The sequence below is a fragment of the Chungangia koreensis genome (assembly GCF_042651785.1).
GTDB classification, from domain to species: Bacteria; Bacillota; Bacilli; order Bacillales_A; family Planococcaceae; genus Chungangia; species Chungangia koreensis.
Genome location: NZ_JBHSEC010000019.1, coordinates 92,895 through 118,427 on the forward strand (window position 1 = coordinate 92,895; position 25,533 = coordinate 118,427).

Below are 25,533 nucleotides of genomic sequence, written 5' to 3' on the forward strand. Positions count from 1 at the left end.
TATTGCGTTTGTTACAAACATATTTCAACAGATTTATAGGTGTTAAGTCATGATCTCCATGAGCCTGCATGCGGTTTTCCGTATACAGGATCATATAGAACAAGTGCTAACCAAAAAGAAATGGGAGTTCTTTTGACCAATAGGATATGTCTAAAAAGAAGTTCGATACTATACTTCCGATGGTTATACTTAGCAAAATATAGAGGAGTTGCGCTTGAAAAACGTGATTTTTTTTAATCCATTTATCAAACATGATGGCCCTTAAGGCATAAAAAGCTAAACCTATGAAGAAGACGTGGGAGATTATTCCTAAGAGAGCTTGTTGCCCAATCATTAAGTTCATCTTCATTTCCTCCGAAAGACTCATAAAAAGTCAATTTGTAGAAAAACGGACAGGAAACATGTTCCCTGTCCGTTCTCTATTATTTATCATTTACCCTCAAATACGTTGATACGGTTCATCGCACGGTTCAAAGCCAACTGGGCACGCTTCATATCGACATCATCCTGTTTAGCCTGTTGTAGGCGTTGCTGGGCACGTTCAGCCGCAGCTTTCGCACGATCGACATCAATATTTGTGGCAGTTTCCGCAGCTTGGGCCAAGATTGTCACCTTATCGGGACGGATTTCAATGAAACCGCCACTTACAGCGACGAGGTCTGCAGCACCGTTGTCTTTGTTCAAGCGCACAGCACCGATTTCAAGTGGTGCAACCGTCGGGATATGTCCCGGAAGTACACCAATTTCACCAGTTGCTGTTCTGGCAATGACCATTTCGACTTCGGAATCGTATACCGGGCCGTCGGGAGTGACAATATTTACTTTAATTGTACTCATTTTTTCCCCTCCTGGTCCCTTTAATTATACTTCTACACCCATGCTTTTCGCTTTTTCAAGCACTTCCTCGATGCGGCCGACCAAGCGGAATGCATCTTCTGGAAGGTGATCATATTTACCATCAAGGATTTCTTTGAAGCCTTTGACCGTTTCTTTTACTGGAACGTAAGATCCCGGTTGACCAGTAAACTGTTCCGCAACGTGGAAGTTTTGGGACAGGAAGAATTGGATACGGCGGGCACGTGCTACGACAAGTTTGTCGTCGTCTCCCAACTCGTCCATACCTAAGATGGCAATGATATCTTGAAGTTCACGGTAACGTTGTAGCGTTTGTTGTACTTGTGTCGCCACTTCGTAATGTTCTTCTCCGACGATTTCAGGAGAAAGCGCACGGGAAGAAGAAGCAAGTGGGTCAACCGCTGGGTAAATACCCATCTCGGAAAGCTTACGCTCAAGGTTTGTCGTTGCATCTAAGTGAGCGAATGTTGTAGCCGGAGCCGGATCCGTATAGTCATCGGCTGGTACGTAAATCGCTTGGATAGATGTAACGGAACCTTTCGTTGTAGAAGTGATCCGTTCTTGCAATTTACCCATTTCAGTAGCCAAAGTCGGTTGGTAACCAACGGCAGATGGCATACGTCCAAGAAGGGCGGATACTTCGGAACCTGCTTGTGTAAAGCGGAAGATGTTGTCGATGAATAGAAGCACGTCAGCGCCTTTTTCATCACGGAAGTATTCAGCCATTGTCAAACCAGTCAAAGCAACACGCATACGCGCACCAGGCGGCTCGTTCATTTGTCCGAATACCATCGCTGTTTTCTTGATAACTCCGGAATCGCTCATTTCGTGGAACAAGTCGTTCCCTTCACGAGTACGTTCACCAACACCTGCGAATACGGAAATACCACCGTGTTCTTGAGCGATGTTGTTGATCAATTCCTGGATAAGAACCGTTTTACCTACACCGGCACCGCCGAAGAGACCGATTTTACCACCTTTGATGTATGGAGCCAAAAGGTCAACTACTTTAATGCCTGTTTCAAGGATTTCAACTTCTGTAGTCAAGTTTTCAAATGTTGGAGCTGCGCGGTGGATCGGATCGCGGCGTTCTGCAGCCGGGATTTCTTCACCCAAGTCGATCACGTCGCCAAGAACGTTAAATACACGTCCAAGAGTTACGTCACCAACTGGTACGGAAATAGGCGCGCCTGTATCCGTAACGTCAGCACCACGTTTCAAACCATCCGTCGAAGACATCGCAATCGTACGGACAGCATCGTCACCGAGGTGAAGTGCGACTTCAAGAGTCAAAACTTCGTTTTCACCATTGGTACGTTCAATTACAACTGTTAACGCGTTATTGATTTCAGGCAATTGGCCGTTGCCGAATTGAACGTCGACAACCGGACCAGTTACTTGAAGAACGTGTCCTTTGTTCATACTATTCCCTCCTGTCTTACTTTTATCAAGCAACCTATTCTAATGCCGCGGCACCGCCGACAATCTCCGTGATTTCCTGGGTGATTGCAGCTTGACGTGCACGGTTATATGAAAGTGTTAATGTACCGATCAATTCGTTCGCATTATCAGTCGCACTCTTCATTGCCGTCATACGGGCAGCATGTTCACTGGCTTTACCATCGAGGAGTGCACCATAGATCAAGCTTTCAGCGTATTGAGGAAGCAAGACTTCCAAAATCGCTTCACCTGAAGGATCGAATTCATAGGATGAAGTCGTTCCTTCTTGTGCTAAATCAGTCAATGGCAATACCTTTTTCTCAGTCACTTCGTGTGAAATGGCACTGATGTAGTGGTTGTAGTACATATAGAGTTCGTCATACGTACCGTCAGTGAACAAATCGACAGCTCGTTGAGTCATCGCTTTGATATCGGCAAAAGAAGGTTGATCAGGTAGACCGATCTTCTTTTGGACCACATTGTATCCCCGTTTTTCGAAGTACTCTGCTCCGACACGGCCGACAGCCAAAATCACAAATTCATCATTGCTCTTATGGCGGTCGCGGATTGCATTGGAAACGGCACGGATTACGTTACTGTTGTAGGCACCTGCAAGTCCGCTGTCAGCCGTGATGACGAAATAACCGGTCTTTTGCACAGGGCGGTTATTTAGCATCGGATGTCCAGCATCAGTTGTACCTGCTGCAATGGAACCGACCACTTCCTGGATTTTCTCCATGTAAGGGACGAACGATTTCGCGTTCAATTCCGCACGGTTCAATTTGGAAGCGGAGACCATTTGCATCGCTTTCGTAATTTGGCTCGTCTTCTTTGTCGAAGTGATCCTATTTTTAATATCACGTAATGAAGCCACTCTCTCACCACCTTATTGTTTTTTCCTCATATCGTCCAAATCTTATTCAGTAACAGCGAATGTCTTTTTGAATTCGTTGATCGCGTTTGCCATCTCTTCATCTGATGGAAGATTTTTTGTCGTACGGATATGATCTAAAACGTTCGTGTGGTTTGTATCTAACCAGCTAAGAAGCTCGGCTTCGAAACGGCGAATATCCCCGACTGGAATATCATCCAAGTAACCGCGTGTTAGTGCATATAGGGATACAACTTGCTTTTCAACCTTCATCGGCTTGTTCAAATCTTGCTTCAAGATTTCAACTGTACGTGCACCGCGCTCAAGTTTAGCAGCAGTCGCTGCATCAAGGTCGGAACCGAATTGAGCGAACGCTTCAAGTTCACGGTATGCTGCAAGGTCAAGACGCAATGTACCGGCAACTTGCTTCATCGCTTTGATTTGTGCGGAACCACCTACACGGGATACAGAAAGACCCGCGTTGATCGCTGGACGTACTCCGGAGAAGAATAGGTCGGATTGTAAGAAGATCTGTCCATCCGTAATCGAGATTACGTTTGTTGGAATGTAAGCGGAGATATCCCCTGCTTGCGTTTCAACGAATGGAAGAGCTGTAATCGAACCTGCACCAAGAGTTTCGTTCAACTTAGCCGCACGCTCCAATAAGCGGGAGTGCAAGTAGAATACATCCCCTGGGAACGCTTCACGACCTGGAGGACGGCGAAGCAATAGGGAAAGCTCACGGTAAGCGGAAGCTTGTTTTGAAAGATCATCGTATACGATCAAGACGTGTTTGCCTTGGAACATGAAATCTTCTGCCATCGATACACCTGCATATGGTGCAAGGTATAGAAGCGGAGCTGGTTCTGATGCAGAAGCGGAAACTACGATTGTGTAGTCAAGAGCTCCATTTTTACGAAGAGTTTCAACAACTCCGCGCACTGTGGATTCTTTTTGCCCGATTGCTACATAGATACAGATCATGTTTTGGTCTGCTTGGTTCAAAATTGTATCGATTGCCACAGATGTTTTACCTGTTTGGCGGTCACCGATGATCAATTCACGTTGACCACGGCCGATCGGTACAAGAGCGTCAATCGCTTTGATCCCTGTTTGCAATGGCTCATGGACGGATTTACGTGCCATTACGCCTTGTGCAGGAGATTCGATTGGACGAGTTTTTGTTGTGTTGATTGGACCTAGTCCATCAATTGGTTGGCCAAGTGGATTGACTACGCGGCCAATCAATTCTTCACCAACAGGTACTTCCATGATACGACCTGTACGACGTACTTCATCGCCTTCTTTGATATCTGTGAATGGACCAAGGATTACGATACCAACGTTGTTGGATTCCAAGTTTTGAGCCATACCCATGACACCGTTAGAGAACTCAAGAAGCTCTCCGGCCATGACGTTGTCGAGGCCATGAGCACGAGCGATACCGTCACCGACGTAGATAACTGTACCGACATCGCTTACTTCCAACTCAGATTGGTAATTCGCAATCTGTTGTTTGATCAACGCGCTGATTTCTTCAGCTTTGATGCCCATGTATGTCACCCCTCAATTAAAGTTGATTTATCCGATCAATTGACGCTTCAAATGGTCAAGTTTTGTACGGATGCTGTTGTCATATATACGGTTGCCGATTTGAAGACGCAATCCGCCGATCAATGACGGCTCGATGACGTTTTCAATCTGCAATGATGTTTTACCGATTTTCGCTGCAAATGCTGTAGAAATCGAATTGCGTTCCTCTTCCGACAAAGGACGTGTTGAGAACACTTTCGCTTCCGCGATGCCGAATGCTTTATTCGCAAGAAGAACGAACTCATCTGCGAAGTCATTCAATTCGCCTAAGCGTTTTGCATCTTGTAAAACATAAAGCGTGTTTAATACAAGTGGGTTTGCTGTTGCAAACAATTCACTTAAAATTCCTTTTTTGCGCTCAGATGAAATCTTCGGCGAAGTCATCAATTGTTTCAGTTCAGGATTTGCCTTTACGACAGCCTGTATTCCCCGGATATCTTCAACAACCGGTTGCAGAATTTGATGTTCTTGTGCCAATTCAAAAAGAGCTACTGCATAACGTTTTGCTACAGCCGATCGGCTCATCGACTTTCGCCTGCCTTCACAATCGCCTCTTCAATCAGAGCACGATTTTCTTCTTCGGAAATTTCCTTCTCCAGAACTTTGGATGCTGCCAAGATGGACATGGAAACGACTTCTTCACGCACAGCACGAAGAGCGTTCGCTTTTTCCGTTTCGATTTCGAGAACAGCGGATTCTTTCAAACGCTGAGCTTCGGCACGTGCAGTCGCAATTATTTCTTCGCGGGATGCATCGCCTTGCTTTCTTGCGTTTTCAACAATCGCTTGTGCTTCGGTACGCGCTTCTTTCAATAATGCACGTTGTTCTTCCAAATATTTTTGGGAATCGATCCGGCTTTTTTCCGCCGCTTCGATTTCTTCTGCAATCAATTCTTCACGTTGCTTCATGATACCCATCAACGGGCCCCATGCGAACTTCTTCAATAGAAGCATCAATAGGATGAAGGTTCCCAACGTCACAAGAATATCACCAGTGTTCAATAAAGCAGGTTCTTCACCGGCCGCAGCCCCCAGTACGAGGTAGTCTAAAAACACGATTGTTTCACTCCCTTCAAGAGCATGAGTTTCTATATCAACTTCAATAGATTAATTTCGTCTTCATAAGTTTGCATAAAGGAATGGCGAAGAATTGTAAAAACGACTCTTCGCCATTTTTTTGATCAAAATTATCCGTTTAGTGTGATGAACGCGATAACTGCTGCGATGATTGGAAGGGCCTCAACTAGTGCTACCCCGATGAACATTGTAGTTTGAAGCATACCACGAGCTTCTGGTTGACGAGCAATACCTTCAACTGTTTTAGAAACGATCAAACCGTTACCGATACCAGCACCAAGTGCACCCAAACCGATTGCGATTGCTGCTGCTAATAGACCTACTGAACCTGTCATTGTTATATTCCTCCTAAGGATTGTTGTAGTTTTTTTGTCCCGGAAACCGGGGATTTATATTATTAATGGTCGTGGCTCACTTTGTGAGACATATAAACCATCGTTAACATAACAAAGATATAAGCTTGGATTCCCCCGATAAAGATCGAGAATCCTTGCCACGCCATACCTGGGATGACCATTCCGATAAATCCTAATCCGAGTGCTGCAGTACCTGCCTTCGCGATTAAGCCTAACAGAATTTCCCCTGCATAGATGTTACCGAAAAGACGAAGACCGAGTGTCAACGTATTTGCGAATTCCTCAATGATTTTTAAAGGGAACAAGAATTTCATCGGCTTTCCGAAGTCAGCCAAATATCCTTTGAAACCTTTCGCCTTTACGCCGTAATAGTTAGTCAAGACGATAATCATGACTGCAAGCGTCATTGTGACGGACGCATCGGCAGTTGGCGATTTCCACCACAAGTAGTCTTTAATTACGATTGCAAATGGAAGACCTAAAACGTTCGCAACGAAAATGAACATGATGAGTGTAATACCAAGAACATGGAAACTACCACCCGTCTTCCAGTCCATATTGCTTTTGATGATCCCTTTGACGAAATCCATGATCCATTCCATGAAGTTCTGCATGCCGGTCGGTTTCAAACTCAGGTTCCTTGTTGCTATGAAGGCAATCAGGAATACGATTACGGCAGTTACAAGCAACATGAATACGGTCGATAGGTTGAATGTAAGACCAAAGATTGGATCTGTCACTAGAGGATTCTTATGATGCACGTTTCATTCACCTCTCTTTCGCAGTTGCATTTAATGGTTTTTGACATGAAATACGATTCTTTCTACCAACAGTAGAATGTACGGAATCATCAGTCCAATGACCGTGGCGGCCAAGTTGAAGTACTCCGGCAGCGAAATGGCGATTGCCGCCGCTGCCACACCCGATGCGAACCGCATGCCGGTGCCAAGGGAAGCTCTTTTCCCTTCATCCATTGCACGATCGAATTTATCCATTCTACGGATTAGGAGCCAAAAGTTATACAACCCGAATAGCGAGCCCAATGCAATTCCCAGGAACACATCCTGAAACGGGGTGAACCCCCAACCCAAAGCACAAATTGCGAGCAAAAAAAATATGTATTTCCTTTGCATAGCAAAGACTTGCTTCAGCTCCGGCATAATGGTTTCGTCTCCTGAAATATTTAGAATGGATTGCATCATAGCTGCCCAACAACTCAGCCAACAGACAGATCATAAAAGTGGGGCTGTCCATATTCCAGCTGAATAACGGAACAGTTTCGATGCGGAGAACGTCGTAATAAGTCGATTTACATAAAAAATGCCGATTCGGAACAAGTTCTCCTGATCGGTTTTTTTGCAAATCCCTACTTCCAACGAGTATGATAGAAAGCATATAAACAGTGTTTTTACGTCTATGTAGTTACGAAGAAAACCCTGTCATAGTTACCCTTGTAAGCATACAATAGCAAAAAAATGATGTCAATTAAATGTAGTGAAAATCTTCACAAGGTCATGTCGATTGTCATATTGTCGACAAATTTATGAACTGAAGTTCACATTTCTGATTTCAGAATTCAAGATTCATAGTAATAGAAAGGAGACAGTGTGTTTAACTGTCTCTTTTAGGATAGCACGAGGCGGGTCAAGGATGCGTTGCCGCAGGACGCGGCGAACTTAGCATCCCATCGGGCCCGCACGACGCGGCGAACTTAGGATTCCATCCTCTTTACTTCTCTTTATTCAAATACTCCAACAAAGCTGCAACAATTCGCTCGGAAGCTTTTCCATCTCCGTAAGGGTTGGACGCTTTTGACATTGCGCTGTATGCTACCTCATCCGTTAAAAGCTCTTTTGAAAGAGAGTAAATCGTTTCTTCGTCTGTGCCTGCTAATTTAAGAGTGCCCGCTTTGATTCCTTCCGGACGTTCAGTTGTATCGCGAAGCACGATCACCGGCTTGCCTAAAGACGGTGCCTCTTCCTGAATACCGCCTGAATCTGTGAGGATGATAAAGGACCTTGCAGCGAAGTTATGGAAATCCAATACTTCCAACGGCTCAATCAGGTGAATGCGAGGGTCGTTGCCAAGAACATCGTTTGCAACCTCTCTAACTGCCGGGTTCATATGAACGGGATACACCACTTGGACATCATCATGTTCTTCGACAAGCCGTTTGATTGCCTTGAACATGTTACGCATTGGTTCACCCAAGTTTTCACGACGGTGTGCAGTTAATAGAATCATGCGATCGGTGCCGATTTTCTCCAATACTGGATGAGAATAATCGTCACGTACAGTCGTCTTTAATGCATCTATTGCCGTATTACCTGTGATGACGATGCTTTCTTCTTTTTTCCCTTCCTCACGCAGGTTGCCTGCTGACACTTCTGTCGGTGAAAAATGAAGGTCAGCTAAAACACCTGTCAACTGACGGTTCATTTCTTCCGGATAAGGAGAGTATTTATTCCACGTCCGTAGCCCTGCTTCCACATGACCAATCGCAATCTGATTGTAAAATGCTGCGAGGCTCGCAACAAACGTTGTCGATGTATCCCCATGGACAAGCACGATATCCGGTTTGGCTTCCTTCATGACTTGGTCGAGCCCTTCCAACGCACGTGTCGTCACATCGATTAACGTTTGACGGTCTTTCATGATATTCAGGTCGTAATCCGGTTTAATCGAAAACGTATCAAGGACTTGGTCAAGCATTTGGCGGTGCTGTGCAGTGACCGTAACAATAGACTCGATTTCGTCTTCATGTTTTTCAAGTTCAAGGACTAATGGTGCCATTTTAATGGCTTCAGGTCGTGTCCCGAAAATCGTCATTACTTTCCACTTTCTACTCACACGAACTCCACCTTTCATTTTGTTCCGAACAAGCGGTCCCCTGCATCGCCAAGTCCTGGAACGATATAGCCATGTTCATCTAATTTTTCATCGAGCGCTGCTATGTAGATATCTACATCCGGATGCGCATCTTGTAATACCTTAACCCCTTCAGGCGCAGCAATCAGGCACATGAATTTGATATGTTTTGCACCGCGCTTCTTTAAGGAATTGACTGCTTCCACTGCGGAACCGCCAGTAGCAAGCATCGGGTCTACTAAGATGAATTCTCGTTCTTCCACATCAGAAGGAAGTTTCACGTAATATTCAACCGGCTGTAATGTTTGTGGATCACGGTAAAGTCCGACGTGTCCAACTTTTGCCGCTGGAATCAACTTTAGGATGCCGTCCATCATGCCAAGTCCTGCACGTAATATCGGGACAATCCCTAACTTTTTCCCTGATAGGATATTGCATGTTGCTTTGCTTACGGGCGTTTCGATAATTGTTTCTTCAAGCGTAAGTTCTCTTGTGATTTCATAAGCCATCAATGTTCCTACTTCGTCAACAAGCTCCCGGAATTCTTTTGTACCAGTGTTTTTGTCGCGAATGAAGCTCAATTTGTGCTGGATGAGCGGATGATCGAATACGTATACTTTTCCCATGAAAGTCGCTCCTTTTATTAATATCTTGTCCATTATAGCAGAAATCTGTCGCTACACTACGTGTCATCCCTTTTAGGTAAAAACTACTTATTTCTCTTTTTCAGTTTGAATATGAAAAGTAAAAAGCCAGCCCTATATTGATTGGACTGGCAGTGGTATTTCCGATTAATTGATTTGCTCCAATAGTTTATTAGCTGAAGCGATGTCCATCGGTTTGTGGAAGTAATAGCCTTGGCCATAATTACAGCCCATTGCCCGTAAAATCGCAATTTGCTCTTCTTCTTCAATCCCTTCTGCAATGGCCGTCATGTCCAAGTTTCCGGAAAGCTGAATAATCGTCTGGACCGTAGCGGCATTACCTGGATCATTAATATTCAAAAGAAAGCTTCGATCGATTTTTAATTCACTCACCGGAAGCTGATGCAAATAGCTCAGAGATGAGAAACCTACCCCAAAGTCATCGATGGAACTGTGAATTCCGGCTTTCAACAATGCATTGAATTTTTTCTTCGCTTCTTCAAAGTCAACGAGGCCGATGCTCTCTGTTAACTCAAGACGAATATATTTTGGATCAATGCCGGATTTACTTACAAGTGCCAAGACATCATGCACGAAACGTTTCTCAAAGAAGTGCGCTGTAGATATATTGACAGCAACTTGGTATAGTGGGAGCCCTTTTGCTTTCCTATCCTGGTGCCACCTCAATACTTTTCCTAACAACTGTTGATCGAGTTCACAAATTTTCCCCAAGTTCTCAGCCATCGGAATAAACACATCTGGGGGAACAAATCCAAGCTCCGAAGAATTCCACCTTGCCAATGCTTCAAATGCAATGATTTTACCCGTATCCAATTGGACTTTAGGTTGTAAGTATGGCTCGAATTCATCATTTTGAAGGGCACTTGAAATTTGATTAAAGATTTTCATTTCACGTTTCGCTTCTTTATCATGTTCATTACGGAAGATTTCAATTGCATTCCCCGGAGAACGCTTTGAAATCGAAAGTGCCATATCTGCAAATCTGATGAGTTCTTCTGCATCTTCATCTGTTTTCTTCGAGAAAAATGCGACCCCGATTTTAACACTTGTATATACTTTCTCATTGTTCACTAAATAAGGTTCACTGGCGATCTTCAAAAGATTAGGTATGCGCAAGTCTTCCTCTTTTTTGGGTGATAAGCCTGCCAATACAATCGAGGAGCTTGAAAATCTTGCTACTACATCATCGAAACCGTGAAAAGTTTTCTTAACACGATTCGCCATCTGACTGATGAGTTCATCTCCTGCTTCCCTTCCGTAAATGTCGCTGATTTGGCGATACTCATACGCTTCAATAATCGCAACAAACCCATGTTTGCGGTCTGATAATAAATCATGTAATTCATTTATAAAGTAATGACGATTGAATAATCCCGTATCCGTATCCGTGTAAGCCAGTCTTAAAATCTCTTCCTGGCTTTTAGAATATTTGAGTGCAAGGGAAACCAATACAGCCGCTTGGTTGATAAAAAAGATATCGTCATCTGTAGGTTTCAATTTATTGGATGAATAGAAAGCGAATGTACCGAGAAGCTGCTGATCTCCGTTAAAAATCGGCACAGACCAACCCGATTGGAAACCACTTTTACGGATTAAATCGCGTTTGAAATCCCATAAATCTTCTTTCTCAATTTCTTCTGAAATGACTGGCTTTTTTAAGAAAGCAGCTGTCCCGCATATTCCATTATTCAATCCAATTTCAATCCCATCCACTTGTTGTACAAATTCTTGGGAAAGTGACTTCGCTGCTGCAAATCGAAGTTTCTGATCTTCATCCAGCAAAAGAATTGAACTATGTATCTCTTGATTGAAAAAGGTTTCTATTGTGTTGCAAATTTCTTGTAGGATCACTGAGAGCGCATGGCCTTTATCAATTTTTGTATGAATCATATCTTGCATTTTCAAAAGGGATTCATTTCTCTTCCGGTCTGTTCGGTCGAATACGAATGCTACAAAGAATAGAAGCTTTCCTTCTGCATTTTTTAATGGCTCGACGACCATCTCTGTCCAAAAAGGGGAGCCATCTTTTTTATATTTCATCAGTTCCGTATGATAGGATGTTTCTTCAATTAAATGACGTTTTAATTCCTCATGATATTCCACATCTGTTAAAGGACCGGCATATGAATTAAATGGCTTGTCTATGAGATCATCCATCGTAAACCCTGTCATTTCCAAGAATGCCTCATTGGCATAACTGATCGGGAATGTATGTTGAATCGGATCAATGATGATGAAGCCAATATCAAATTGTTCCCCGAAGCGGCAAAACCACGGGTACAAGTCATCTCTTTCCTGTTCAATTTTGTGGTTGCTGTCTTCCACTTGTCATGACCGCCTTTCTCCTTGAACAATTTTAGTAGATTATAAGAGAAAAAGCTATATTTGTTGGAAAACAAATACAGCTTTTTTCATTTATTTGCTAATTATTGTTTTAAGATTAGGAATAAAGCGGGAAGCGATCTGTAATCGCTGCAACTCGTTTTTTCGCCTCTTCTTTCACGGATTCATCTTCGTGGTTCTTTAGAAGTTTCGCGATAATCGATGCGATTTCTTTCATTTCCTCTTCCTTGAAGCCGCGAGATGTGACAGCTGGTGTACCGATACGGACGCCAGAAGTGACGAACGGGCTTTCAGTATCGAATGGAATTGTATTTTTGTTGACCGTTATGCCAACTTCATCTAATACATGCTCTGCCACTTTACCAGTAATGCCAAGAGAACGTAAGTTTAGTAGCATCAAGTGGTTATCAGTACCGCCGGAAACGATGTCAATTCCTTCTGTTTGCAATGCTTCAGCAAGAGTCTTCGCATTTTTCACCACTTGCTGGATATATGTTTTGAACTCAGGTTGCTGCGCTTCGCCAAAAGCTACTGCTTTTGCAGCGATGACATGCATAAGAGGCCCACCTTGGATTCCAGGGAAGATTGATTTGTCAATTTTCTTAGCGAATTCCTCTTTACATAAAATCAGGCCTCCACGAGGTCCACGAAGCGTTTTGTGTGTAGTAGATGTGACAAAGTGAGCATGCGGTACAGGATTTGGATGTTCTCCTGCAGCAACAAGACCAGCGATATGTGCCATGTCTACCATGAAGTAAGCACCGACTTCATCCGCGATTTCACGGAATTTGGCAAAATCGATTTGACGTGGATACGCACTTGCCCCAGCAACAATCAGTTTCGGTTTATGTTCAATTGCCTTATTACGCACATCCTCGTAGTCTATCGTTTCCGATTCTTCGGTAACTCCATATTCTACAAAGTTGTATTGAATCCCACTAAAGTTAACAGGACTGCCGTGAGTCAGGTGACCGCCGTGAGAAAGATTCATCCCGAGAACTGTATCGCCTGTCTCTAAAACTGTGAAATAGACTGCCATATTCGCTTGCGCGCCGGAGTGCGGCTGCACGTTCGCGTGCTCCGCTCCGAAAATTTCTTTTAGGCGATCACGAGCAATATTTTCAACGACATCGACGTATTCACATCCGCCATAGTATCGGCGCCCTGGATAGCCTTCGGCGTATTTATTGGTCAATACTGAACCTTGAGCTTCCATTACTGCTTCAGAAACAAAGTTCTCGGAAGCGATCAATTCGATATTTGCCTGCTGGCGCTTCTTCTCTTTTTCCATCGCTTCAAATACTTCTTGATCTTGAATCTTAATCTTCTCCATCCTCAAATAACTCCCCTTCATCTTTAGTGTAAACTGCTCGAATACCACCTATTAGCTTTGGTCTCGTTGTTGCAGCGGTGAGAATCGCATCCCCAATTTGCTTGATCGAAGTACGGATCGGGATGGCCACCGGTTTCAGATGCATGCCGATCAGTGTTTGTCCAATATCGATTCCTCCGTGTGCAAGGACTGATTCGACAACTACCGGATCTTTTAAATGGGTGTAAGCGACAGCCGACATGGAGCCTCCTGCTTTTTGTACAGGGACCACCGTAACCGGTTCCAAATGATAAAACTCTGCCGCCTTCCGCTCCATTGTCAGCGCCCGGTTGATATGCTCACAACCTTGAAAAGCTAAGAACAACTTATTGCGTTCGGCAAAATCCTTTAACGGTTTATACATCGCCTCCGCAATATCCAGTCCGCCTTTCGTTCCAATCCGGTGACCGGCAATTTCTGATGTCGAACAGCCGATCACGAATAACTGCTTCGGCTGAAACTCAACCTGCTCTTCGATTTCACCTAAACTCTGTTCCAACTGAAGCTGCCATAACCGCTGGGCATCCATCCCGCTCACCCCTCCGCTTATTTTTCGAGATCCATTAACTTTTCAATACGTTTTTCGTGGCGGCCGCCTTCGAATTTCCCTCCAAGCCATGTTTGCACGATTTCTCTTGCAAGGCCTGGACCAATAACGCGTTCGCCCATTGCTAAAACATTGGAATCATTATGCTCGCGAGTAGCTTTCGCACTGAAGACGTCATGGACTAATGCACATCTGATGCCTTTGACCTTATTGGCTGCGATCGACATGCCGATTCCAGTGCCGCAAATGAGGATTCCGCGATCATATTTCCCGCTCGCTACCCCTTCTGCTACATCTTTTGCATAATCTGGATAATCCACAGAATCATCCGACTGTGGCCCATAATCGTCGTATTCCACTTTTAGCTCGGTCAATAAATTCATGATTTCATGGCGCAGACGATTGCCGCCATGGTCAGAAGAAATTGCGACTTTCATAATAGACCCTCTTTTCAACTTATTTTCCCTTCCATCTTACCATTTCCGAACATAAAAAGACACAAACGTGGGAGTGGAAAAAAATGAGTGGGGCGGATCGGAGTATAAGGTATTTCCGGGGTGATTTATTTATAGATTTATTTATTCGAATGAAATTTACAACTAAAACTCCGATGTGTATAACTAAACAGCGCGGGCGTACAACTAAAAGAAAATTAATCCTATGTAGCAGATTCACCTTGTAAGCAGGGGTTTACAACCAAATGCTTTAGATGTACAACCAACTGACCGAAGTGTACAACCAATCAGCGAAAGTGTACAACCATCTGACCGAAGTCTACAACCAAATAAAATGGACCACCAATTATCGGCTAAATTGAATTTTGTAGAGGATTCAACTTTAAAAAGCAGTGGTTTCCAACCAAATCGTGAAAGTTTACAACTAAACCATGAAACTTTCCAACCATCCCTAAGAACTTTCCAACCATTACGGGAAACATTCCAACCATTATGGGAAACTTTCCAACCATCCTCAAAAACTTTCCAACCAACACTAAACAATGGAGGTCCACTCCCGTTTCAAAAGAACAAAAAACATCAAAAAAGCTGCTCCACTTAAAAGCGAAGCAGCTTTCATCCTCATGATTTTGTTAAATCAAATCGGCGGATCACATTATACAATTCTTCTGATTGGGATTTTAATTCTTCCGAAAGCTCTTCAACATGCCCGATGGAACGGACTTGTTCTTCTGTCGAGCTTCGTACTTCCTCAGCACCCGCAGATGTTTCTTCCGCGATGGCTGCCACTTCTTGTGATTGTCTCGCGGTCACCTCAATATGGGCCAGCTGTTTCTCTACTAATCCTGTAATCTCCACAACGGAGTCGGCCATCTGGTGAACTTTCTCGGACATGCCTTCGACAGCGGTATTCGTTTCAGTTACACGTTCCGCTTCCTTCGCGGCATAGTTTACTTGTTCTGTCATTTGGCGGACGACTGTCTTCACATCGGATTGGATGTTTTGAATCAGTCCGGTAATTCCTTGAACAGCTTTCGCACTTTCATCAGCAAGCTGGCGAACTTCTTCCGCTACAACCGCAAACCCTTTGCCATGTTCACCTGCGCGCGCGGCTTCGATGGAAGCATTTAACGCAAGAAGGTTCGTTTGTGCTGCTATGTTACCGACAAGCTGGACAATCTGTTCAATTTGCATCGCATTTTGTTCTAATTGGTGGATGTTCTTTAATGCACTTTCATTTCCGGCGGCCATTGTTTTGATTCCTTCCACCAAAGAGCGGATGGCTTGAGTGGCTTGTCCAAGTTCGGTCAGCATCTCTTTGGAATGAAGGGAAGATCGCTCAGCCCGTTCATTCACTTCTGCCACAAGTGTCCGGATGTCTTCCACCGCTTCAGCTGTTTCCAACACTGCAGCAGCAGAGCCTTCTGCACCTTCAGAAATCTGAGTGATCGTCATTGAAATGGTATCCGCTTGTGTGGAAGCGGTTTGTGCTTCCGAAGAAAGCTTCAATACGGTACTTTTCGTTTGATCGAAATTTGTTTCTATGCTTTCGACCATTTCCCGCAAGTTCGTCAGCATCAACTGGAACGCTGCAGCAACAGAGTGGATTTCATCGGACGAATTCGGCAATTCGACATCGACTCCGATTTGGCCGTCAGCAACCCGATTAGCTGCCGCCTCCAATTTTTGAAGATTGCGGATGATGAAGACACTGAATACTGCACCTAAAATGGCTGTCCACGTAACACCTAATGTATAAGTGATAATTTCAAATAAAAGCCGATTTACATCCGGGAAAAATGCCGGCTGTATGTAATTGATAAAGACCGCTGACGTAGTATAGGTAATGATTGCAAGAACAGTAACGAACAAAACTAATTTCTTCTTCAACCCAAATGCATGTTTCCGTTTCACCTGAGACACAATTATTCCTCCAGTAGTTTTTTCTCTAACTGATCCATAAGTTGCTCTAATTCCGAAAATGTCTGTTGGTATACGGAGAGGTCCCCACCAAAAGGATCCGAAACATCCATTGAGCCATGTGGTGATACATATTCCTTTAGGGTGAAAGTTTTCTCTTTCGCCTCAGGGAATGATCCACACAACGCCTGCTTGTGGGATGCGGTCATTGTTAAGATTAAATCAGCCCATTGCACATCCTGTTTACTAAGTTGTCTGGACATAGGGGAATAGGGAAGTTCGTTTCCAAGAATAAGCGTTTCCGCGTTCGCGGAGATCGAACCGCCATCCATCGCATAAACTCCAGCTGATCTAACGTTAATGCCTTCCAATTGTTTAGCTCTTAATATGGCTTCTGCCATCGGACTTCGGCAAGTATTGCCCGTACACACAAAATAGATATTCATTATTGGCACCTCTATTTGAATTATAAACTGTATAGTAGTTTAGTAGGATATCTAAATTTAACGAAAAAATGACAGTACTCCGATAATTATTAATCCGAGACCAGCTAATGGCTTCAAAAGTCTGCTGCGCAGCAATGGGACAGAAGTCCTCAAATATAGCGCGGCATAAGAAAGTACACATGCTGAGATTCCTGCGCTTAGAACGAATATCGATTTATCTAATTGAAGCATACCAAAAGAAACACTGACTGAAAAGGTGTCCAGGCTGACGAAGAAGGCTAATATGTAAGGCGAAACGAGCGGCTCGGGCTTATTTTCAACATGAAGCATCATATGTAATCCGACGAGCGCTAGTAAAATTCCCGATAGCCACATACTCCATTCCATTAGAAAATGGACTGACCATTCTCCAGCAATAAAACCGGCGAGCGGAATCAAAATATTTAAGATACCCGTCCAAACCGACAGCAGCAGTCTACCTTTCATCTTGGGCAATAATGCATAAATAACTGCTACGTCAATGGCTGTCATGAGACCTGCCACAATTTCCTGCCACATAAAAATCTCCCCAATCTCTCGCATCTATTCAAAATATGCGAAAAGGTTGAGGAGAATACGAGCTTTTTTACAGCTTAAGGAAGTCTGTTCATCTTATTCTTCTGCTAACTTGTACCATTTTCGGTCTGCCGCCTTCTCCAGCCTGTTCATAATGGCGGCACCGACGCCTTCCCTTTTTGTTGCAGTAGCCAGTATGACGTCGGCTTCTGTATCATCGCACGCACGAAGCGCTGCATAGAGGGACTTTGTGAATTCTGACAAGTCCTCCAAACTTCCTGTCGAGAAAAACCAGTCCGCTCCCGTATCCAAAAAGGCATCCGGGCCTATAAACGCCACTTTTTTCCCGTCGTTATGCAACTCGGATATGGCTTGTTCAATGTTTTCGTAATTTTGTTCAATTAAATACACAGGAGAGTCCGGTGCATAATGCTGATATTTCATTCCCGGAGCACGGGGCGCTTCTTTCTCCCCTACACCGAACGGGATCGAGTCTTCTACAGGTCCAATAATTTCTTCGAGCATTTCCTTCGTCACGCCGCCAGGACGCAAAATGACAGGTGTGGCGGTAGTAACATCAAGTACTGTTGACTCCACCCCGATCCCCGTTGCTCCACCGTTAAGAATGAGAGGAATTTTACCCTCCAAGTCATGGTAGACATGCTCGGCTTCAGTCGGACTCGGCTTGCCACTCCGGTTCGCGCTTGGAGCCGCAACCGGTTGTTTGACAGTTTGCAATAACTTTAACGCCACTGGATGATCCGGCATCCTAATACCGACTGTATCCAGTCCCGCTGTTACATTCTCCGCCAACACACCGGGTTTCACTTTCATGATGAGCGTCAGAGGACCTGGCCAAAAATGTTCCATTAAGACCTTGGCATGTGCAGGAACTTCCACTGCGTATTTTTCCACTTCTTCCTTTGAGCCAATATGTACGATGAGCGGGTTGTCAGAAGGCCGTCCCTTCGCCTCGAATATTTTCGTGACCGCTCCCTGATTTGTGGCAACAGCCCCTAATCCATAGACCGTCTCGGTAGGAAACGCGACAACCTCACCATTATTTAAATAGTCTGCAGCTATTTCGTAGCTGCGTTCTTCATTAACTTCCATCATTTTGGTTTGCATGAGAAAACTCCTCAATTATGAAAATACTTTTTGCAGCCATTCCCAGACGAAAAATTTAGGTTTCTCTTTTTCCGCTTGTTGCTCTTCCTTCGGTTCGGGATAACATACATTCGGGAATAAAGCGCACCAGAAATTATCCCCTCTTCCACTGCCGATTGTCATTACATACGCATCATAATAATTTTGCGGATATAACGTCGCTCCCAATAGTTTCGGCGGGAATAATGCCCGCTCCCTTCCAAATGTTACGGTTTCTCCATCAGCTTTCGCAATTGCTGTAGCCTTCTGTAAAAGTTCCTCTTCTATTTCAACTAAACTGCTCTGCATATCTTCCGAATTGATCGCCTGAATCAGTAAAGGTTCAATCCCTGTAAGGATTTCTTCCTTCAACTGCTGGTCAACATCTGAATTACTATTTGCAATTATACGGAATCTCAATGTATCCTCGTCCACTTCTGCTGCGGAGGACGTCATCCAATCCGGCAAAACATATACTAAACACTGAATGAACAAAATCATCAGCACAAATTGTATAAAAGGAATGAAACTCTCTTTCTTTGATTCTCGTTCAATATCGTAATCTACTAACATATCGTTTTCCCTCCTTGCCGACAGTGTGGACAAGGAGGAACAGGTTTATTCATTTAATTTCACAAAAAACCATTCTATTTTTTCCGTTGATGTCTTGGATGACTTCGACCTGTGCAGCCGGAAAGGTCCGTTCGAAGAACCCTTTTACCGCTTCCCCTTGACTATACCCGATTTCAACCCCGATGAGTCCCGGTCTGTTCAGTAGCGCTGGCAACTGTTCAGCCAGCTGCCGGTATAGGATTAACCCTTCCTCTTCTGCAAATAATGCGCTGTGCGGTTCGTGATCCACTACGACATCTGAAAGAGTCTCAGCCTCCTCGTAAGAAATATATGGAGGATTGGACAGGACGATATCCCATGACTGCCCGGCAAGGGGTTCGTTCAAATTCCCTTTGAGGAAGTCGATGTCAGCCTGTAATTGGTCTGCATTCTTTCTTGCGGTTTCAATGGCTTCCTCGGAAATATCGGTAGCGGTAACTTTTAGATTTGGTGCCTCCAATTTCATCGTCACCGCGATGGCCCCTGAACCGGTTCCAATATCGGCCAGTTTCAGACTTCCTCCGTCCGGCCAGATTCGCTTCATTCGATTAAGGGTTTCCAACACGAGTTCTTCGGTTTCCGGGCGAGGGATAAGGACACTTTCGTCGACCTCAAACTGACGTCCGTAAAACCATTCATATCCAATGATGTACTGGACAGGTTTTCCTTCTATATGCTCTTCCACCATGGACCAAAAGGTGCTGAATTTATCCTCCGGCATTTCTTCCCGCATCTCCGATAAGAGTTTAGCATGGGAGTATCCGAGTACGTGCTGCATAAGCAGGCGGGCAATTCCTTCTTCTCTTCCATGTTCCTGTAAATAAGAAGAAGCCCGTTGAAGGGCCTCGTAAATCTTCTTAGTCATTGGCATTCATGCTTTCAAGCTTTCTCGATTGATCCTCCAAAATCAGAGCATCGATCACTTCATCCAATTTGCCTTCCATGATCTGGTCAAGCTTTTGGATTGTCAGCCCAATACGGTGGTCTGTCACACGGTTTTGCGGGTAGTTGTAAGTCCGAATCCGCTCTGAACGGTCACCGGTTCCAACCGCGGACTTCCGCTGTGCATCATACTCTGCTCGAGCTTCTTGCTGGAACTTGTCGTAAACACGGGCACGTAGAATTTTCATCGCCTTTTCACGGTTTTTAATCTGGGATTTTTCATCTTGCATCGAGACCGTAATCCCCGTCGGCAAGTGGGTCATCCGGACTGCTGACATCGTCGTATTAACGGATTGTCCGCCTGCCCCGGATGAAGCGAACGTGTCTACACGGACATCTTTTTCATGGATCTCAATTTCAACTTCTTCCGCTTCCGGAAGAACAGCGACTGTCGACGTCGAAGTGTGAATGCGTCCACCTGATTCCGTTTCCGGTACACGTTGAACGCGATGAGCCCCGTTTTCATATTTCATTTTTGAATAGGCATTGGATCCGTTAATCATGAAAATGATTTCCTTAAAGCCTCCCAGGCCAGTCGGGGATGAATCCATCACATCCACTTTCCAGCCTTGTGTTTCCGCATAGCGGCTGTACATCCTGAACAAATTCCCTGCAAATAGCGCTGCTTCATCCCCGCCAGCAGCTCCGCGGATTTCCATGATGACGTTTTTATCATCGTTCGGATCCTTCGGAATCAATAAAATCCGAAGACGCTCTTCTAAAATCTCCGCTTGTTCTTCAAGGCCGCTGATTTCTTCCTTCACCATATCCCGCATATCAGGATCCAGTTTTTCTTCCAACATCGCTTTGGCATCATCAAGCTGGGATTTCACATCCTTATACTCTCGATACGCTTCCACCGTTTCACGGATATCGGATTGCTCTTTGGAATATTGGTGGAGCTTCTTCGGATCACTTACGATTGTTGGGTCACTCAATAATTCATTTAATTTATCATAACGGTCTTCTACCGCCTGTAATCGATCAAACACGTTTGGTCACCTCGTTTTGAGATTTTCATTCTAATAATGGGGTGCTTCTCTCCCATTCAACTTAGCTTATTATAATGGAAAAAGAGCGGCTTTAGCCACTCTTTCTATTAACGCATTGAATTTATGTAATGGATCAGCACTCGGATGTAGTGACGTCTAACCCGGCTGATACGCCATTTGGCACTTCATGATGATGTCTGCAACGCGGTTCATAAGCTTCTGATGCGCCGACAAGAATAATCGGATCATCGAATGCCGCAGGTTCTCCATTAATGAGACGCTGTGTGCGGCTTGCAGGTGAACCACAAACCGTACAAACTGCTTGGAGTTTTGTTACGTGCTCTGCTATAGCCATCAATTGAGGCATTGGTCCAAAAGGAATCCCGCGGAAATCCTGGTCAAGGCCTGCTACGATGACACGGAATCCGTGATTCGCAAGAGATTGGACTGTATCGATAATTCCCTCATCAAAGAATTGGGCTTCATCGATTCCGATGACATCGTATTCATCTGAAACATGCTCCCAGATGTCCTGAGAAGTTGCAATCGGATTGGCAATGACGGTTGTTCCGTTATGGCTCACAACAGCTTCTTCACTATAACGGTTATCAATGGCAGGTTTAAACACTGCGATTTTTTGCTTAGCGAACTGGGCACGGCGGACACGACGAATCAATTCCTCCGATTTTCCGGAGAACATGCTTCCGCAAATAACCTCAATCCAGCCTTTCTGAGACGACGTTACGTACATGGTGAAACTCCTTTCAAATAACAACAACTGTTTTCTATCATAGCCGATATTTTGTGAGATTTCCTGTCTTTTATTTGGAAGGAAAATGTGGTAAAGGGGTAGATTCTTTTTAGGAGTACCCATTTAAATAATCGGGCAAACGTTGATTTTTGGATTGGAAATAAAACACCCGATCCGGAAATGGATCGGGTGTCGGGATTGCATGTATTATTTTACTTCTTCTTCTTTAAGACCGTATTTTTTGTTGAAGCGATCCACACGGCCATCAGCAGCAGCAAACTTTTGACGTCCAGTGTAGAATGGATGGCATTCGTTGCAAAGCTCGACACGGATGTCTTCTTTAACAGAGCCTGTTTCGAATGTGTTCCCACATGAACATGTTACAGTTGCTACTTTGTAATTTGGATGAATTCCTGCTTTCATCTCATACACTCCTCTCGCCCTGATCCATCTGGAACAGAGTATTATTAGGGACTGATGCCTTACACGGCCCGTGTGTGTCAGCCGAATATGCACAGTTAAAGTTACCTGAATTAGTATAACAAATTATACTGTGTGATGCAAGTAGTTTACTTAGAGACTTTGTGAGGTGTTATTCGAATAGTTTCTAAGACTGGTATCGGTCATATATACTGATAACCATAAACTACTATACCATAAAAAGGGAATAAAACCCAAGTAATTAGTTGTGTACGGAATGACGGTTAATGAGTCGATGCCTGTTTACACCTATCGATTTTATTATGTTAATAGTAACTGAAAATCGTAATCGGTAATATATCTCTATAATCGGTTATATATTTGGGTAATCGGTAATATATCCGGATAATCGGTAATAAGTGTCCCATAATCGGTAATAAAACCACTTAATCGGTAATAAATAAATTGGCTGGTGATCCAGTCGATTTATTTTAAACAACTGTCGTTTGTCGTAACCTCAATTCGGTAATCGGTTATATATTTGGATAATCGGTAATATATCCGGATAATCGGTAATAAGTGTCCCATAATCGGTAATAAAACCACTTAATCGGTAATAAATAAATTAGCTGCTGATCCAGTCGATTTATTTTAAACAACTGTCGTTTATAGTAACCTCAATTCGGTAATCGGTTATATTTCTCTATAATCGGTTATATATTTCCACAATCGGTTATAAACTCGGATAATCGGTTATAAAACTAAATAATCGGTTATAACACCTTTTCAACTTACAAAAAACAAGCCCGGTTTCAATATCCGCCGGGCTTGTTTCTATTTAGAGAAGACCTTTCCCATTACGATGGGCTTTCATCTCTTCATTTAACATATTAAAGAATTCTTCGTTTGTTTTTGTTTGGCGAAGCTTTTTCATGAAGCGCTCTGTAAAGTCTGGTGAGTCAGAGAAGGTTTTGCGGATGGCCCACAGTTTTTCAAGCTGATCCGGTTCCAAAAGTAGTTCTTCTTTCCGCGTTCCTGAACGACGGATATCAAGTGCTGGGAAGATCCGACGTTCGGCAAGTTGGCGGTCAAGATGAAGTTCTAAGTTCCCTGTACCTTTAAATTCTTCGTAGATGACTTCGTCCATACGTGAACCAGTGTCTACAAGAGCGGTTGCCAAGATGGTCAAGCTTCCGCCTTCCTCGATGTTACGAGCAGCTCCAAAGAACCGTTTTGGGCGGTGGAATGCAGCTGGATCGATACCGCCGGATAGTGTACGGCCGCTTGGCGGGATGACAAGGTTGTATGCACGGGCCAAACGCGTAATGGAATCCATCAGGATAATGACATCCCGTTTATGTTCAACGAGTCGCATGGCTCGCTCTAAAACTAATTCCGCCACTTTTACGTGGTTTTCCGGCACTTCATCAAATGTAGAGCTGACAACGTCTGCGTCTACTGAACGCTCAATGTCCGTTACTTCCTCTGGGCGTTCATCGATTAGCAGGACAATTAGTTCTGCTTCGGGATAGCTCGTTGTGATGGCATTGGCAATTTCCTTCAAAAGTAGCGTTTTCCCGGCTTTCGGAGGTGCAACGATCAGTCCACGTTGACCGAAGCCGACTGGTGCCACGAGGTCCATAATCCGGGTAGAAAGTTTTTGAGGAGTTGTCTCAAGTTTGATTTGACGGTCAGGGTAAAGTGGCGTCAATGCAGGGAAATGAACGCGCTCTTTTGCTGTTTCCGGGTCTTCTCCGTTTACTGCTTCTACTTGAAGAAGTCCATAATATCGCTCATTTTCCTTTGGCGGACGTACTTTTCCGGTTACCCGATCACCATTCCGCAGATCGAAGCGTCGGATTTGGGAAGCGGAAATATAAATATCCTCTGAGCTTGGTGAATAATTGATTGGGCGCAGGAAACCGAATCCTTCTGACTGGATAATCTCCAATACGCCTTCCATGAAGAAATAGCCCTCTTGCTCCGCGCGTACTTTTAAGATTGCAAATATCAGTTCTTTTTTTGTTAGTTTGCTATAATAGGAAATTTTCAAATTCCGCGCAAGCGCATAGAGCTCCTTGAGCGTCATATTTTCCAATTCTGCAATTGTCAATGTCTGTGACATTTGGAAACACCACTCTTTTTTATTTTGTTGTAATGATGGTCAATTTTTTGGGGAAGGATTTTGTCTACTAGTTGTTGATGAGAAGAAGTGTGCGGGTTACCGCAGGGATTTCCCCCGTCATGTAACGGCATGACGGGATCCCTCTAATCAAAGACCGATTAGTCCTCCATAACAAAGTGAGGTTTTTTCTTTAAGCTATGGCGTCCTTCGACGAAGCGGACCGTTCCGGATTTTGCACGCATAACAAGTGAATGTGTCAAACCGAACGTCCCCTTGAATTGGACACCGGAAAGAAGTTCTCCGTCCGTAACGCCAGTTGCTGCGAAGATACAGTCATCGCCTTTCACAAGGTCTTCCATGCGAAGAATACGATTGACGTCCAATCCCATTTTAATACAGCGTTCTGCTTCAGCGTCATTGGAAGGTAACAGTTTACCAATCAATTCTCCGCCTAAACATTTGAGACCTACTGCAGCGATGACCCCTTCAGGTGCACCGCCTGAACCAAACAGGATATCGACACCCGTTTTGTCGAATGCCGTATTGATGGCACCCGCTACGTCTCCATCATTAATGAGTTTAATGCGAGCGCCTGCTTCGCGAATTTGTTGGATGATGTGTTCGTGACGGGGGCGGTTCAACACAGTTGCCACAACGTCCTCGATATCCTTATTCTTCGCTCTTGCTACTGCTCGGAGATTATCAATGACAGGAGCATCGATATCAACTTGTCCGACCGCTTCAGGTCCTACTGCGATTTTCTCCATATACATATCAGGTGCATGCAATAAATTACCCCGATCTGCTATCGCTAAAACTGCTAAAGCGTTCCAGCCGCCGGATGCAACAATATTTGTACCTTCTAATGGATCCACGGCTACGTCAACTGCCGGTCCGTGGCCCGTTCCTAATTCTTCTCCAATATATAGCATCGGTGCTTCGTCCATTTCACCTTCACCGATTACAACGACACCTTGCATCGGAATCGTGTCGAACACCGTACGCATCGCTGTTGTCGCTGCGTCATCGGCTTCGTTTTTCAGTCCTCTTCCCATCCATCTGGCTGAGGAGATCGCTGCCGCCTCCGTTACCCGTACTAATTCCATTGATAAACTGCGTTCCATTGCCGTTGTTCCTCCGTTCGCTTGTCTGTCCTTAAAACCATTTTTCATTGTAGCATAAC

27 protein-coding genes are annotated in these 25,533 nt (G+C 44.3%); all 27 read right to left on the reverse strand.

Translation table 11 applies throughout. The features are described from left to right. Window positions 1–106 precede the first annotated feature (106 nt). Window positions 107–343 (reverse strand): DUF1146 family protein, encoded by a 237-nt coding sequence (locus tag ACFOZY_RS09570; RefSeq protein WP_378154749.1) that lies wholly within the window; start codon window positions 341–343, stop codon window positions 107–109. 86 nt (window positions 344–429) lie between these two features. Then, entirely contained in the window at window positions 430–837 is a 408-nt protein-coding gene (locus ACFOZY_RS09575) for a F0F1 ATP synthase subunit epsilon (protein WP_378154751.1), read from the reverse strand. A 24-nt stretch (window positions 838–861) separates the two neighbouring features. Then, on the reverse strand, window positions 862–2,277 hold the full coding sequence (atpD, locus tag ACFOZY_RS09580; RefSeq protein WP_378154753.1) for a F0F1 ATP synthase subunit beta: 1,416 nt from the start codon (window positions 2,275–2,277) through the stop codon (window positions 862–864). Window positions 2,278–2,311: 34 nt separating this feature from the next. Next, entirely contained in the window at window positions 2,312–3,169 is an 858-nt protein-coding gene (gene atpG / locus ACFOZY_RS09585; RefSeq protein WP_378154755.1) for an ATP synthase F1 subunit gamma, read from the reverse strand. A 42-nt stretch (window positions 3,170–3,211) separates the two neighbouring features. Beyond that, the gene (atpA, locus tag ACFOZY_RS09590; RefSeq protein WP_378154758.1) at window positions 3,212–4,720 is read right to left on the reverse strand and encodes a F0F1 ATP synthase subunit alpha; all 1,509 of its coding nucleotides are present in this window, start codon (window positions 4,718–4,720) and stop codon (window positions 3,212–3,214) included. Window positions 4,721–4,747: 27 nt separating this feature from the next. Then, entirely contained in the window at window positions 4,748–5,284 is a 537-nt protein-coding gene (locus tag ACFOZY_RS09595; RefSeq protein WP_378154760.1) for a F0F1 ATP synthase subunit delta, read from the reverse strand. Continuing rightward, a complete protein-coding gene (gene atpF / locus ACFOZY_RS09600; protein ID WP_378154762.1) occupies window positions 5,281–5,814 on the reverse strand; it encodes a F0F1 ATP synthase subunit B in 534 nt (177 codons plus the stop codon). Before atpF ends, ACFOZY_RS09595 begins: the two co-directional genes overlap by 4 nt. 131 nt (window positions 5,815–5,945) lie before the next feature. After that, a complete protein-coding gene (atpE, locus tag ACFOZY_RS09605) occupies window positions 5,946–6,170 on the reverse strand; it encodes a F0F1 ATP synthase subunit C (protein WP_378154765.1) in 225 nt (74 codons plus the stop codon). Window positions 6,171–6,232: 62 nt separating this feature from the next. Continuing rightward, a complete protein-coding gene (atpB, locus tag ACFOZY_RS09610; protein ID WP_378154767.1) occupies window positions 6,233–6,952 on the reverse strand; it encodes a F0F1 ATP synthase subunit A in 720 nt (239 codons plus the stop codon). 30 nt (window positions 6,953–6,982) lie between these two features. Further along, the gene (locus ACFOZY_RS09615; protein ID WP_378154770.1) at window positions 6,983–7,393 is read right to left on the reverse strand and encodes an ATP synthase subunit I; all 411 of its coding nucleotides are present in this window, start codon (window positions 7,391–7,393) and stop codon (window positions 6,983–6,985) included. A gap of 526 nt (window positions 7,394–7,919) precedes the next feature. Next, a complete protein-coding gene (gene wecB, locus ACFOZY_RS09620) occupies window positions 7,920–9,020 on the reverse strand; it encodes a non-hydrolyzing UDP-N-acetylglucosamine 2-epimerase (protein WP_378156125.1) in 1,101 nt (366 codons plus the stop codon). Between the two features lie 35 nt (window positions 9,021–9,055). Continuing rightward, window positions 9,056–9,685, reverse strand: coding sequence for a uracil phosphoribosyltransferase (upp, locus tag ACFOZY_RS09625; RefSeq protein ID WP_378154772.1), 630 nt, complete (start codon window positions 9,683–9,685; stop codon window positions 9,056–9,058). 165 nt (window positions 9,686–9,850) lie between these two features. After that, on the reverse strand, window positions 9,851–12,049 hold the full coding sequence (locus ACFOZY_RS09630) for an EAL domain-containing protein (protein WP_378154775.1): 2,199 nt from the start codon (window positions 12,047–12,049) through the stop codon (window positions 9,851–9,853). Between the two features lie 115 nt (window positions 12,050–12,164). Further along, window positions 12,165–13,400 (reverse strand): serine hydroxymethyltransferase, encoded by a 1,236-nt coding sequence (glyA, locus tag ACFOZY_RS09635; protein WP_378154777.1) that lies wholly within the window; start codon window positions 13,398–13,400, stop codon window positions 12,165–12,167. Next, entirely contained in the window at window positions 13,387–13,968 is a 582-nt protein-coding gene (locus tag ACFOZY_RS09640) for a TIGR01440 family protein (protein WP_378154779.1), read from the reverse strand. Before ACFOZY_RS09640 ends, glyA begins: the two co-directional genes overlap by 14 nt. Before the next feature lie 17 nt (window positions 13,969–13,985). Beyond that, window positions 13,986–14,423, reverse strand: a complete 438-nt coding sequence (rpiB, locus tag ACFOZY_RS09645; RefSeq protein ID WP_378154781.1) for a ribose 5-phosphate isomerase B — start codon at window positions 14,421–14,423, stop codon at window positions 13,986–13,988. 639 nt (window positions 14,424–15,062) lie between these two features. Further along, a complete protein-coding gene (locus ACFOZY_RS09650; RefSeq protein WP_378154783.1) occupies window positions 15,063–16,364 on the reverse strand; it encodes a methyl-accepting chemotaxis protein in 1,302 nt (433 codons plus the stop codon). A gap of 2 nt (window positions 16,365–16,366) precedes the next feature. Further along, complete coding sequence (locus tag ACFOZY_RS09655; protein WP_378154785.1) at window positions 16,367–16,807, reverse strand: low molecular weight protein arginine phosphatase; 441 nt, start codon at window positions 16,805–16,807, stop codon at window positions 16,367–16,369. A 57-nt stretch (window positions 16,808–16,864) separates the two neighbouring features. Further along, complete coding sequence (locus ACFOZY_RS09660) at window positions 16,865–17,365, reverse strand: manganese efflux pump (protein WP_378154788.1); 501 nt, start codon at window positions 17,363–17,365, stop codon at window positions 16,865–16,867. Between the two features lie 93 nt (window positions 17,366–17,458). After that, a complete protein-coding gene (locus ACFOZY_RS09665; RefSeq protein WP_378154791.1) occupies window positions 17,459–18,490 on the reverse strand; it encodes an L-threonylcarbamoyladenylate synthase in 1,032 nt (343 codons plus the stop codon). Between the two features lie 15 nt (window positions 18,491–18,505). Then, the gene (locus ACFOZY_RS09670) at window positions 18,506–19,081 is read right to left on the reverse strand and encodes a stage II sporulation protein R (RefSeq protein ID WP_378154793.1); all 576 of its coding nucleotides are present in this window, start codon (window positions 19,079–19,081) and stop codon (window positions 18,506–18,508) included. A gap of 49 nt (window positions 19,082–19,130) precedes the next feature. Then, a complete protein-coding gene (gene prmC / locus ACFOZY_RS09675; RefSeq protein WP_378154796.1) occupies window positions 19,131–19,985 on the reverse strand; it encodes a peptide chain release factor N(5)-glutamine methyltransferase in 855 nt (284 codons plus the stop codon). Further along, window positions 19,978–21,054, reverse strand: coding sequence for a peptide chain release factor 1 (prfA, locus tag ACFOZY_RS09680; RefSeq protein ID WP_378154798.1), 1,077 nt, complete (start codon window positions 21,052–21,054; stop codon window positions 19,978–19,980). The genes prmC and prfA overlap by 8 nt, the downstream gene beginning before the upstream one ends. Before the next feature lie 133 nt (window positions 21,055–21,187). Further along, window positions 21,188–21,805, reverse strand: coding sequence for a thymidine kinase (locus tag ACFOZY_RS09685; RefSeq protein WP_378154800.1), 618 nt, complete (start codon window positions 21,803–21,805; stop codon window positions 21,188–21,190). Between the two features lie 207 nt (window positions 21,806–22,012). Next, entirely contained in the window at window positions 22,013–22,228 is a 216-nt protein-coding gene (gene rpmE, locus ACFOZY_RS09690; RefSeq protein ID WP_378154802.1) for a 50S ribosomal protein L31, read from the reverse strand. A gap of 835 nt (window positions 22,229–23,063) precedes the next feature. Further along, entirely contained in the window at window positions 23,064–24,350 is a 1,287-nt protein-coding gene (gene rho / locus ACFOZY_RS09695) for a transcription termination factor Rho (protein WP_378154804.1), read from the reverse strand. 158 nt (window positions 24,351–24,508) lie between these two features. Next, complete coding sequence (gene glpX / locus ACFOZY_RS09700; RefSeq protein WP_378154806.1) at window positions 24,509–25,522, reverse strand: class II fructose-bisphosphatase; 1,014 nt, start codon at window positions 25,520–25,522, stop codon at window positions 24,509–24,511. Window positions 25,523–25,533 lie beyond the last annotated feature (11 nt).